Origin of the sequence: Rheinheimera sp., assembly GCF_037442345.1 — a bacterium.
GTDB lineage: Bacteria > Pseudomonadota > Gammaproteobacteria > Enterobacterales > Alteromonadaceae > Pararheinheimera.
Window position 1 is genome coordinate 1 of the sequence record NZ_JBBIQL010000043.1, and the last position, 12,241, is coordinate 12,241.

The following is a 12,241-nucleotide window of genomic DNA, read 5'->3' on the forward strand; positions in this document are numbered from 1 at the left end:
GACCTTCGGGTTATGAGCCCGACGAGCTACCAGGCTGCTCCATCCCGCGTCCGTGTTTGCGGGGCGCATAGTAGAGCTTTCATCTGCCTGATGCAAGGCTTAATTCATTTAGTTGCACTGACTGCCGAATAAATAAACTAATCGCTGACAATTGCAGCTGATCCCAGTCAGCCCACCCTTTTACTGCTGCGCGAGCAGGCTTTCCAGACAATGCTCCCTGATCCCGTAAAAGGCTTTGATCTGCTGAATTTGTTGCAGGACCTGCTCGGATACTGCTTTTCCACGCTGATGTTTTACCGCCAGAATCATTTTATTTTTGCTGGTGTGTTCCAGCGAAATAAACTCAAACACTTGGGTGTCATAACCATGAGCCTCCAGCAATAGAGCACGCAGGCTGTCGGTCAGCATCTCCGCCTGCTCACCGGCATGAATACCATGTTTGAGCATAGGGGCCAGCACAGCCGGACTTAGCAGCTGGGGGCGAATTTGTTTATGGCAACAAGGTGAACACAAAATAATGGCGGCACCAGCACGAATTCCCATATGAATGGCATAGTCGGTGGCGGTGTCACAGGCATGCAGGGCAATCATCACATCCAGGCCGGTTTGCTGGTAATGTTTGACATCGCCCTGCTCAAAACGAATGCCCTGCAGTTGTAACTGGTGTGCGGCCTGATTGCATAAATCCACCAGTGGCTGGCGCAGTTCAACCCCAATCACATCCACCTCGGCATTTAACTGGGTCGTCAGGTAATGATGTAACGCAAAAGTCAGGTAGGCTTTGCCTGAACCAAAATCGGCGACTTGCAGCGGACTGCGTTTGAGCAAGTCCGTCTGTTTTAACGCGGCGGCGAACACTTCAATAAACTTATTGATTTGCTTCCATTTACGCGACATGGCTGGGATCACCTGATGCTTCGCATCCGTGACTCCGAGCTGTTGCAAAAATGCGGCATTCTGATCAATGTAGCGCTGTTTTTCTTTATCGTGGCTGACCAGTTCAGCTTTGGTGTCCTGCGCGGCTTTTTTATGTTCCGACATCAGCACTTTGCCTTTTTTACTGATACCCAGCTGCAACTCAGCCGCACTTGAACTGAAATGGGCGGCTTTAAACTCTGTCGTCAGTAAGGTGGTGATCAGCGCCAGACCTTCGTCATACGAAAAATTTTTGGTGATATCCCGGGTTTGATAGCGGTATAAAAAACTCAGTACCGGGCTTTTTAACAACACAGGCCGCACTTCCACCCGCTGCAAGGCAGGCTCATTGCCCTGGTATTTACTCAGCACCAGCTTTTGCCACTGCTGTGCTGCCAGCGCCTGGCTTAATCGGTTGATAAAGTCGTTTAACTGAAAATCCGCCACAACTGCCCCCTTGTTTTATAGCGCGCCAGTATAAAGGGCAGCCCTGGCTTACTCCAGCCTTGCAGGCGGACTGGCGTCTGTTTCCAGCTCCAGCTCGGCTTTTTCGGTGAAATACTCAGGCAGCTCAGCCTGAATGGCCGGTGTCAGCAGTTTAAACTCATTCACCTGTTTCACCAGGTTTGCTTTGCCATGAACCAGCTGCCCTTCGGCAGCATCATACGCATCCTGTGCCCGCTGCAGGTTTTCGCGGATTTTCACAAAGCTCTGCAAAAAAGTGCGCAGCTTGTTAAATAAGTTGTCCGCCCTTTTGGCCAGTTCCGCACTGTGCTTATGCTGCTCTTCAAAACGCCATAACTGCCGCACTATATTCAGACTGGTCAGTAAAGTGGTTGGTGTGGCCACCAGAATATTCTGGTTCAGTGCCTGCTGAAAAATTCGTTCATCCGCCTTTAAGGCCTCGACAAAAGCCGACTCGACCGGCACAAACATAAACACCAGGTCCGGTGAGTTTATGCCAGGCAATTTCTGGTAATTGCGCTCGGCCAGCTCCGCAATACGGGCTGAAATGGCCCCAATATGCTGCTTTAAGGCCAAAGCTCGCCCGGCTTCATCGTCAGAATTGATGTACTGCGTATAGGCATTCAGCGACACCTTGGCATCAATGATCAGGTGTTTATTCTGTGGCAGGTATACCACCACGTCCGGTCGTTGCCGCTCCCCTTCATGGTTTTGCTTACTGACTTCCCGTTGATAATCGACACCAGGGCGCAGGCCTGAGCGTTCCAGCACATTTTCCAGCACCAGTTCGCCCCAGTTGCCCTGGGCCTTTTTCTGGCCTTTCAGCGCTGTTGCCAGTTGATGGGCTTCCAGCGTCATTTGCTGATTCAGTTGCTTTAATTGCCCCAGTTCATGCTGCAATAACGTTTGTTGCTGGCTTTCTTTGAGGTGTAAATCTTCTACTTTGGTTTTAAAGGCATCCAGCTGCTGCTGGAACGGGGTCAGCAACTGGCCCAATAGTTGCTGTTGCTGCCCCTGAAAGCTTTGTTGTTTTTCGTCAAAAATACGCTGCGCCAGTTGGGAGAATTCCAGGCTCAGTTGTTGTTTGTTGGCCTGCAATAACGCCTGTTGTTCTGCAAAGGCCTGTTGTTTTTCCCGCAAACTGGCCGCTAAAGCGCTGTGCTCCTGCAACAACTGTTGATAGTTCTGCTGCTGGACCGCACTTTGTTGTTTTAACTCCTGCCACAGTTGTTGCAGTTGCTGGTATTGGCTTTGCACCCGGCTGAAGTCGGTTTCTTTTTGCTGGAGCTGCTGACGCAGGCTTTTATGCTCCGACTCCAGCGCTGCAAACTGCTGCAGTTGCAGCTCTTGCAGCGCCAGCAGTTGCCGCTGAGTGAGCAGGCGCCATAACAACAGCAGGCTTAGCAGAAAAAAAACGGCGGCCACACAAGCCGCTGCTATCCAATACTCATTCATTCAACTTACTCCCTGGGCTCAGCGGACATCCCCCTGGTCCAGCACACAGCGTGACTGCTGACAACTGGCAGCAGGCGCCATCAGCATCTGACAGGTCGACACCAAGCCCAGCTTATCATTTTGTTTACGTTTTAACTGTTGGTAACGCTCTGCTGTGTAGTGCAGCATTTTCTCATCGGTCTGTCCGGTCGAGTACAGCAGGTAGGCCTCGGGTCCACCACAGGGTCGCGCCCCCACCGGGATCACTTTACACTGGTTATCGCTGCTGCAACTTTTGTCTTCCGTCAGCTTATCCAGCCGCAACTGCAGCTGGCGGGTATCCAACTGCAGTTGCGCCAGCGGGCCATCCAGTTGGGTTTTTAGGGCGTCCGGGTTTTCAGGGACTGTGCTGCAGGCAGATAAACCAAACAGCATTGCAGCCAGGGCGGCTTTATACATAAACAACGTCCTTCTTCGCCAGTAGTTTTTGCTTTGGGATCTGTGACATCAGACTGACATAAAGTTGCATTGGCTGAAAAGAAATTTTTTGTAAATAAATGATGCATTTATTGATAAAAAAGGCCGGAAATTTCCGGCCTTCAGGGTTTTACAGTTTGGCTTCCAACTCAGGAAGCGCGGTAAAGAGGTCGGCCACCAGGCCATAATCCGCCACCTGGAAAATCGGCGCTTCAGGGTCTTTGTTGATGGCCACAATAACTTTGGAGTCTTTCATACCGGCCAGATGCTGGATGGCACCGGAAATACCGACAGCAATATAAAGCTCTGGCGCCACAATTTTACCTGTCTGCCCCACCTGCATGTCATTCGGCACAAAACCAGCGTCCACTGCAGCACGCGAGGCACCAATGGCGGCATTGAGCTTGTCAGCAATGCCGTCGAGCAGTTTGAAGTTCTCGCCGTTTTGCATCCCCCGGCCGCCAGATATAATTACCCGCGCGGCGGTCAGCTCTGGCCGTTCAGATTTGGTCAGCTCTTCGCTGATAAAACACGACACACCGGCATCTTTGGCAATGGCCACAGATTCAACAGGGGCATTGTTCCCCCCGGCTGCGGCATCAAAAGCCGCAGAGCGCACCGTCAGCACTTTAATTGCATCTGTACTTTGCACAGTCGCAATGGCATTACCGGCATAAATAGGCCGGACAAAGGTGTCAGCACTTTGCACCGCAATAATGTCGGAGATTTGCGCCACATCCAGCAATGCAGCTACCCGTGGCAGAAAGTTTTTCCCCGTTGTGGTGGCGCTGGCCAGAATATGGCTGTAACCAGCCCCCAGCTCGGCCACCAGCAGGCTGACGTTTTCCGCCAGTTGATGTTCATAACAGCTATGCTCAGCCAGCAGTACTTTGCTGACCCCCTGTAATGCAGCGGCTTGTCCGGCGACAGCAGCGCAGTTCAAACCTGCAACCAGCAGATGGATGTCACCGCCAATCTGGCGTGCTGCACTGACGGTTTTGGCGGTATCGGCTTTTAACTGCTGATTGTTATGTTCTGCAATGATTAAAATAGCCATCAGATCACCTTCGCTTCTTGTTTTAACTTCGCCACTAACTCGTCGACAGAGCTGACCATCACACCGGCACTGCGGCTTTGTGGCGCTGTCACTTTCACCGTGGTGACCTTGCTGTCAAGCGCCACGCCTAAACTGTCAGCCGCTTTAACATCCAAGGTTTTTTTCTTCGCTTTCATAATGTTGGGCAATGAGGCATAACGGGGTTCATTCAACCGTAAATCCGTCGACACCACGGCAGGCAGCTTCAGTTCAACCTGCTGCAACCCCCCATCAATCTCACGGGTCACCTGCACTTTGCCATCCAGAACCTGCACTTTTGAAGCAAAAGTGCCCTGGCCCATGCCCGTTAGAGCCGCCAGCATCTGAGCCGTTTGGTTGTTGTCTGAATCGATCGCCTGTTTACCCAGGATCACCAGGGATGGCTGCTCCTCTTGCACCACTTTGGCCAGCAGCTTGGCAACCTGCAGCGAATCCAGCGACAACTCTGTGTCCAGCTGAATGGCCCGGTCAGCCCCCAAGGCCAACGCAGTGCGCAATTGCTCCTGCACTGCCGCAGGACCTATTGATACCACTACAACTTCAGTGGCAATGCCTGCTTCTTTTAACCGGACCGCTTCTTCTACCGCAATTTCACAAAACGGATTCAGTGCCATTTTCACATTGGCTAAATCCACTCCGCTTTGATCGGCCTTTACCCGTACTTTTACGTTGTAATCAATGACCCGTTTCACCGGAACTAAAATTTTCATATAAACCTCATTGGCCGCAGCGTCAGAACGTCAAGTTGACGTAAAGGTAAAGCTCTACCCTTTCCCGCCGCCCAATCTACTTACTGTTGACGTTAACGTCAACCTGAAATACCCTTAGGCAATTAAATCTTCCAATACAATAACAAAGTGCTTGGCAGCGCCTGTGCAGAGGCCTGCGCATACAGGGGTGGGTCGTGATTGAACGTGAATCGATGGACGTCGATGTCGTCATTGTGGGCGCAGGCCCTTCCGGACTGAGTTGTGCTATTCGCCTGATGCAGCAAGCTCAGGCCGCCGGCACAGAATTGCAGGTGGTGGTGGTTGAAAAAGGCTCCGAAGTCGGTGCCCATATTTTATCCGGCGCTGTGCTGGAAACCCGGGCGCTGAACGAGCTGTTTCCTGAATGGCAGTCGATGCAAGCCCCTGTCACAACCGCGGTCAGTGCAGATCATATCTATCTGCTGAACAATGCTGAAAAAGCCACCCGCATGCCCAACTGGCTGGTGCCGAACACCATGCACAATGACGGCAATTATATTGTGTCTATGGGCAACGTGTGCCGCTGGCTGGCGCAACAGGCTGAAACACTGGGGGTCGAAGTTTTCCCTGGTTTCCCTGCGGCTGAACTCATCATCGAAGAGAATGTTGTCAAAGGCATTATTACCGGTGATATGGGGATAGCAGCAGACGGTCAGCCGAAAGACAGCTTTACCCCAGGTATGGAGCTGCGGGCCCGTTACACTGTGTTTGCCGAAGGCTGCCGCGGCCATTTAGGTAAACAACTGATCCAACACTTTCAGTTGGACGAAGGCAAAACACCCCAACATTATGCGCTGGGTTTTAAAGAAATCTGGGATATCCCGGCTGAGCAACATCAGGCCGGACTGGTCGTGCACAGTGCCGGCTGGCCTTTGGATGCGCAAACGGGCGGCGGTGGCTACCTGTATCATGCCGAAAACCAGCAAGTGGTGGTCGGACTGATTGTCGATCTGAACTACAGCAACCCACATCTGAGCCCCTTTGAAGAGTTTCAGCGTTACAAACAGCACCCTGTGCTGAAACAGTATCTGCAAGGCGGCAAGCGGGTTAGCTACGGCGCCCGTGCTATTGCGAAAGGCGGCTATAACAGCTTGCCCAAAATGAGTTTTCCTGGTGGCTTACTTATCGGCTGTGACGCCGGCACCTTAAATTTCGCCAAAATCAAAGGCAACCATACCGCGATGAAATCCGGCATGCTGGCCGCGGAAACGCTGTTCGCCGCCATGCAAGCTGGCCGTGGCCATGATGACCTCACCGAATTTGCCGACGCTTTTGAACAAAGCTGGTTATTTGACGAATTGTACCGAAGCCGTAATTTCGGCCCCGCGCTGCATAAATTTGGCACTCTGCTCGGCGGCGCCTTTAATACCCTGGATCAGAACCTTTTTGGTGGCAAATTACCTTTGACCATCAAAGACTGGACCAAAGATCACAGCAGCCTGAAACTGGCCAGTGTATGCGACCCGATCCATTACGCCAAGCCAGACGGAGTGCTGAGTTTTGATCGTTTGTCTTCAGTGTATCTGTCCAATACCAACCATGAAGAAGATCAACCTTGCCACTTGAAGCTAAAAGACAGCAGCATCCCTGTGCAGGTGAATCTGGCCCTGTATGATGAACCGGCGCAGCGCTACTGCCCGGCCGGGGTTTATGAAATGATCGGCATGGAACGGGGTGAGCCACAATTGCAGATCAATGCGCAAAACTGCATCCATTGCAAAACCTGTGATATTAAAGACCCCAAACAAAATATCCACTGGGTGACACCAGAAGGTGCCGGAGGCCCGAACTACCCCAATATGTAATATCAGGTTCAGGGAGACGGGATCAGAAGCAAAAGGCCTAACAAAAAACTCACTTCTGATCCCGCTATTTTTACAAAGGCACTGCCTGCTGTTTTACCTCACTGAACGACCAGTAAAAAGTTCCCTTTGTTTCCAGATTTTTCTGTACTGTCTGTCTCACCAATTGTAATAATAGCCGCACAAGACTATGGTTAAGTCAGTGCGCGTTCATACTAAAAGTTAAGCCCGGAAGGTTCTGCATGAGTACAAAAGTTATAAAAAGCAACGCAGGTAAAGATGATGTCAGTGTCGCAATCCGGCCTTTTGTCTCCTCAGACACCGAAGCCGACCTGAACTTTGGTTCTGGCCGTTATATGTATTTCACCGAGCGCGACATCAATAAAATTTTGGCCAATCTGGATGCACTGCGTAACAGCGTGTTTCCGGTACAAAATCAGGAAGTCGAAGGCGTCAGCCGTAAACAACAGTTTCCTTCCGTTTGTTTAATTGGCCTTGGCCGTTGTGGTTCCAATATTGCGCTGGAAGTGGCGTCTTTGGTGTACAACGCCCGCACCTTTTATATGAGCGAATTCAGCCAGGAAGAAAAAGCGCAAAAAGAGCAGGAATACCGCCCTGTGCGTTGGATCAAAAAAGGCCTGAACCTCGACAAATCCAACCAGGTAAAACCTGTGTTTCTGATTGAACCTTTGGTGATGCTGGGTGACCTGGATAAAGACATCGAGGGTCGAATCCGTTTTTCTAACCGCGGCGAAAAAACCACATTTCTGCAAGATTACAACAAAATGAAAATCATGGACTTGTCTGAAGTCCATGCCGGTGGTGCCGGTAACGCGCCTATTTTGGGCCAGTACCTGGCCAAGATCATCCTGAACAAAGACACCCACAAGTTCTCCAACGCCGACTGGAAGTTCATCCACTCTTACCTGATTGATTCCTGTGGTATCAAAGCCAACCAATCCAGGTTATACTTTTATATTTTTTCTGCCGGTGGTGGTACGGGTTCTGGTATGGCGTCGGAGTTTGGTCTGGCTCAGCAATACGCTTATATGGCAAAAACCTTTGATACCAGGCCCGAGCTGGAAAATGAAGCGAACTCTGGTCATTCCTTTGTTTTCGAACCTATCTTTACCAGCGGTATTTGTATTCTTCCGAATATCACCGACCATGGTGTCGAGATGTCTGAAGCGCTGCATATCAACTCAGGTCGCCTGCTTTGTAAATACCTGTCTGAAGAGTGGGATTTCTCCTACAACCTGGAAAACGAAGACAGTAATGAATCCAGCGTGATGCAACGTATCCGGCCGTGGAACGCCATGATGCTGATTTCCAACGACATTATGCGTTACGCTGAAGAAACGGATGACGGTGAAATTCAACATATTGATGTCAACGCGATGGAGAAATACGCCAACCAGTATATTTCCCAGCAGATCTTTAATATTCTGACCGCCCAGGCAGTGACCACAGACTACGACGAAAACTATTTCCGCCGTGCTGGTATTGATATTGGTGAAACCATTCGACTGGACGCCAACGACCTCTTTATGAGTCTGGCCGGCCCTGTTGCTGTCGCGTACGCTGAATCAGTGGTGCCGACTCAACCTGCTGCTGTGGATAAGCTGAAGCTGTTTGACAAAGCCACCAGTGGCCTGAATATTGATGATTTGTTCTTCCGCTCTATAGACCTGCCGCATTTTAATAAAATCACCCAGGCTATTGAAGGGATCAGTTTGTTACCCATTGAATCGGGTCGTTACCGCGAAGCGCTGGCGTCTTATGTGAAAAATGGCTACGACCCGAAAGATTTAAAGGACCTGCATTTCTTTAAAAACTGCTCCTCTGTGGTGTCGATTATATCCTTGCCCAAGGACTACAAACTGTCGTACATGGACCTGAACCGTTTGAAGAGCCATCTGAATGCGCTGTTTCCGAACACCACATTAAAACGTTATGCACTGGTGATAGGCGCTTCCGCCAATATCTCGTTAACAACGCTGATCGTGAAAAGTCCGTGCCTTAGTGATGATTTCCTGACGCTGATCGTGTCCTTTATCAAGCGCTGTTTTGCCAAAGACGATTACCGTTTCGATGATTCACTGGACAAAGCCATGCTGGACTTTATCCGCGCCGACGAGTTTGACGAAGAGCGGCTGGACTCTATGTTGTTTGAGTACGAAAACCCGGCGAAGATTCTCGATACCAACTGGTATGCAATCAAACCTATGTATGAGAAAAAGTACCGGGAACTGATCCGTGACAAAAATAAGTTTGTGTCTATTAATGACATTCGGCTGTCCCGTGACAGCGTGAAAAAAGCCATTCATTATCTGCGCGAAATTTACCGGCATAAGATCAGTAAAACCAAAGTGATTTCACTGAACACCCTGCAAAAAACAGTGGAATAACGACGGGTCACCCTTTAACGAAAAAGCCAGCGATGCTGGCTTTTTTTACTCCCCGCAGGGATCAATGCCGTGTACAAGCTTAAGGCAGCGCCTGACCTCGCGCACTGACATAAAGCTGATACCAGTGCTCACGGCTGAGCTCAATGTGCAAGGCCTCTCGGCAGGCGCGGATCCGCTGTGCGGAGGTGGTGCCAATCACGGGCTGAATGCCTGCCGGGTGGCGTAATAAAAACGCCAGTACTATGGCTTCGCTACTGCACTGATAACTGGCAGCCAACTGCTGTACCAATACGGCAGTGGCTTTATCAGCTTCAGTCCCCTGCTCTCGCCCGCCGCTGTAAAGTCCTTGCGCCAGGCTGCCCCAGGATTGGATCTGCACTTTATGCTGCTGGCAGTACTCCACGGTACCGTAAGAGAAGAAACTGGCGGCACCTTCAGCCATACCGGTCAACACATTCTGCTCCAGCCATTGATGCTGCTTCAGGCTCATTTGCAACTGATTGACCACCAAAGGCATAGGGCAGGCATGCTGCAACAGTTGCAGCTGCGGCCAGCCAAAATTGGACACACCAAAGTGTCTGACCTTGCCCTGCTGTTTCAGTTCATCCAGTACCGCCGCTACTTCGTCCACCCGCATTAAGGGGTCAGGCCTGTGCAGCAACAGTAAATCCAGATAATCGGTTTGCAAACGCCGCAACGAGCCCTCTACCGACTGACGGATGTAGCTGGCACTGAAATCGTAACGCCCGACCGACTCGGCATCAGCAAAACGGATGGCACATTTGGATTGCAATAACAGCTTGTCACGCAGTCCGGCATGCTGTTGTAAATAGTCACCAAAAACCTGTTCTGCCTTGCCTCTGGTGTAAATATCTGCATGGTCAAAAAAGCGATAGCCAGCGTCAATAGCGGCGTCTAAAGCCTGGTAATTTTTTTGTCGCTGCTCAGCACTGGTGTCAGTTTCATTCCAGCCACCGCCCAGCCCCATACAACCAAACACCAGAGCATCTGCACTGGGGAAATAGTCTGAAATCGGCTGCATTCTGTTGTCCTTTGATCAAGAAAACCAGAAGCATACCACGACTGAATACGAAATTAACCTGCACGCGCAGGCCGCTTGTCGTTGCACCCGACCTAGTAGTCAGCTGCGCAACAGCTCATCATCTGGCATGCTAAAAGAGTTGACGCTTTCGTCACTGCTGGCCAGACTGGCCTTTATTCAGCAAAGAATTTTCCGCCTCAGGCGGTAAAGTTTTTCTTCACTCTGAATACCCATTGCTCACCGAATTAAGGAACCTTATGACTCTTCGACAACAGCTACTGCTTTTTACTGGCCCCTGCCTGCTGTTACTGACGGTTATTTTACCTGCACCCTCTGCAGGTATGAGCCAGGCAGCCTGGCTGACTTGTGGCCTGATGGCCTGGATGGTGCTTTGGTGGATCAGCGAAGTGGTGCCTATTCCTGTTACCTCGTTGCTGCCGATGATATTTATTCCTCTGCTCAGCATAGACAGTCTGTCCGCGGCCACATCCCCTTACGCCAACCCTATTATTTATCTGTTTTTTGGCGGCTTTTTTCTGTCAATCGCGATGGAAAAAACAGGCTTGCACCGCCGTATCGCTCTCTCTGCGCTTTCGGTGGTCGGTGCCAGGCCAGGCCGTCAGGTTGCGGCGCTCATGGGAGTCACCGCCTTTTTATCGATGTGGATGTCCAACACAGCCACAGCAGTCATGATGCTGCCTATTGGCTTGTCTATCATTGCGATGGCCGGTGTCAGCGAACAAAGTAAATTTGCCAAAGCTGTGCTGCTGGCCATAGCCTACAGTGCCAGTATTGGCGGCATAGCTACGCTGATTGGTACCCCGCCCAACGCATTACTCGCGGCTTACTTACAAAAGGCTTATCAAATTCAAATCAGCTTTGCCGACTGGATGCTATTGGGTGTGCCCATGGCGTTGATCATGCTGGTACTCTGTTGGCTCTGGCTGACCCGCTTTCATTTTCGTCTGGGGTCGACGACCAGCGGCGATGCGTCGCAGTTTAAACAAGAGTTGGCTCAGCTTGGCGCCCTGCCCGCTGAGCAAAAATGGGTGTTGTTGGTCTTTGCATTGGCGGCTTTTAGCTGGATCTTTCAGCAATGGCTGGTCAGCGCCACAGGTTTGGCGATCAGCGATACCTTAATTGCGTTATCCGCTGCAGTCTTGTTGTTTCTATTGCCTGGCAAAGCGGGTAAAAACTTGCTGGAATGGCAGGATGCTCAGCAGGTTCCCTGGGGCGTTTTGCTGCTGTTTGGCGCTGGGTTGTCGATGGCCGAGCAAATCCAGAAAACCGGAGTGGCAGAATTACTGGCCCAACAATTACAGGGTTTACAGGGGGTTGAGCCCGTATTGCTGTTGCTGGCTGTCACCTCGTTGATCATCTTTCTGACCGAAGTGACCAGCAACACTGCCACAGCAGCCGCCTTTTTGCCGCTGCTCGGACCCGTAGCTGTCTCTATGGATTTATCCCCTTTGTATCTGGCTTTACCCGCCGCGCTCGCGGCCAGTTTCGCCTTTATGCTGCCGGTCGCCACACCGCCTAATGCCATCGTATTTGCCAGCGGCAAACTCGAAATCAGAGACATGGCCCGTGCCGGTCTGGTGCTGAATCTGCTGGGTATTCTGGTTATTGGGCTGTTCAGCCATTACCTGACTCCACTGATCTTCAGATAAACCAAGCCATGCCAATACAGAAAAGCCGGAGTTCATCATCCGGCTTTTCTAATCAACATAAATTTTTGAAATAAAAAAACAGCCATTTGGCTGTTGATGCATTTTGAATGCTGATGTCTTGTTTCTAGATTGGAGCGGGCAACGAGGCTCGAACTCGTGACCTCGACCTTGGCAAGGTCGCGC

9 protein-coding genes are annotated in these 12,241 nt (G+C 50.9%); 3 read left to right on the plus strand and 6 right to left on the minus strand.

From position 1 onward, the window contains the following. Positions 1–180: 180 nt before the first annotated feature. From WKJ04_RS17900 to WKJ04_RS17920, 5 genes are all read right to left on the minus strand, one after another. Entirely contained in the window at positions 181–1,362 is a 1,182-nt protein-coding gene (locus WKJ04_RS17900; RefSeq protein ID WP_337881666.1) for an SAM-dependent methyltransferase, read from the minus strand. Positions 1,363–1,410: 48 nt separating this feature from the next. Next, positions 1,411–2,835 carry a DNA recombination protein RmuC gene (locus WKJ04_RS17905; RefSeq protein WP_337881667.1) on the minus strand — a complete coding sequence of 475 codons (1,425 nt, stop codon included), beginning with the start codon at positions 2,833–2,835 and terminating at the stop codon, positions 1,411–1,413. 18 nt (positions 2,836–2,853) lie between these two features. After that, positions 2,854–3,273 (minus strand): hypothetical protein, encoded by a 420-nt coding sequence (locus WKJ04_RS17910; protein WP_337881668.1) that lies wholly within the window; start codon positions 3,271–3,273, stop codon positions 2,854–2,856. 148 nt (positions 3,274–3,421) lie between these two features. Further along, positions 3,422–4,348: an FAD-binding protein gene (locus tag WKJ04_RS17915; protein WP_337881669.1), complete on the minus strand. Its 927-nt coding sequence runs from the start codon at positions 4,346–4,348 to the stop codon at positions 3,422–3,424. Beyond that, positions 4,348–5,097 carry an electron transfer flavoprotein subunit beta/FixA family protein gene (locus tag WKJ04_RS17920; RefSeq protein ID WP_337881670.1) on the minus strand — a complete coding sequence of 250 codons (750 nt, stop codon included), beginning with the start codon at positions 5,095–5,097 and terminating at the stop codon, positions 4,348–4,350. The genes WKJ04_RS17915 and WKJ04_RS17920 overlap by 1 nt, the downstream gene beginning before the upstream one ends. A gap of 212 nt (positions 5,098–5,309) precedes the next feature. On the opposite strand from WKJ04_RS17920, the gene WKJ04_RS17925 reads away from it, so the two are divergent. Together WKJ04_RS17925 and WKJ04_RS17930 are read left to right on the plus strand one after the other, a co-directional pair. Then, entirely contained in the window at positions 5,310–6,941 is a 1,632-nt protein-coding gene (locus WKJ04_RS17925; RefSeq protein WP_337881672.1) for an electron transfer flavoprotein-ubiquinone oxidoreductase, read from the plus strand. Positions 6,942–7,294: 353 nt separating this feature from the next. Continuing rightward, positions 7,295–9,346, plus strand: coding sequence for a hypothetical protein (locus WKJ04_RS17930; protein WP_337843231.1), 2,052 nt, complete (start codon positions 7,295–7,297; stop codon positions 9,344–9,346). A gap of 79 nt (positions 9,347–9,425) precedes the next feature. On the opposite strand, the gene WKJ04_RS17935 is transcribed toward WKJ04_RS17930, so the two are convergent. Next, positions 9,426–10,388, minus strand: coding sequence for an aldo/keto reductase (locus WKJ04_RS17935; RefSeq protein WP_337881671.1), 963 nt, complete (start codon positions 10,386–10,388; stop codon positions 9,426–9,428). Between the two features lie 257 nt (positions 10,389–10,645). Between WKJ04_RS17935 and WKJ04_RS17940 the strand changes: the two genes are divergently transcribed. Then, positions 10,646–12,058 (plus strand): DASS family sodium-coupled anion symporter, encoded by a 1,413-nt coding sequence (locus WKJ04_RS17940; RefSeq protein WP_337843227.1) that lies wholly within the window; start codon positions 10,646–10,648, stop codon positions 12,056–12,058. The last annotated feature ends 183 nt before the right edge of the window (positions 12,059–12,241 follow it).

Coding starts and splice junctions, on each gene's coding strand:
- WKJ04_RS17905 (WP_337881667.1), bottom strand. CDS start 2,835: ATGAATGAGTATTGGATAGCAGCGGCTTGTGTGGCCGCCGTTTTTTTT.
- WKJ04_RS17910 (WP_337881668.1), bottom strand. CDS start 3,273: ATGTATAAAGCCGCCCTGGCTGCAATGCTGTTTGGTTTATCTGCCTGC.
- WKJ04_RS17915 (WP_337881669.1), bottom strand. CDS start 4,348: ATGGCTATTTTAATCATTGCAGAACATAACAATCAGCAGTTAAAAGCC.
- WKJ04_RS17920 (WP_337881670.1), bottom strand. CDS start 5,097: ATGAAAATTTTAGTTCCGGTGAAACGGGTCATTGATTACAACGTAAAA.
- WKJ04_RS17925 (WP_337881672.1), top strand. CDS start 5,310: ATGGACGTCGATGTCGTCATTGTGGGCGCAGGCCCTTCCGGACTGAGT.
- WKJ04_RS17930 (WP_337843231.1), top strand. CDS start 7,295: ATGTATTTCACCGAGCGCGACATCAATAAAATTTTGGCCAATCTGGAT.
- WKJ04_RS17935 (WP_337881671.1), bottom strand. CDS start 10,388: ATGCAGCCGATTTCAGACTATTTCCCCAGTGCAGATGCTCTGGTGTTT.
- WKJ04_RS17940 (WP_337843227.1), top strand. CDS start 10,646: ATGACTCTTCGACAACAGCTACTGCTTTTTACTGGCCCCTGCCTGCTG.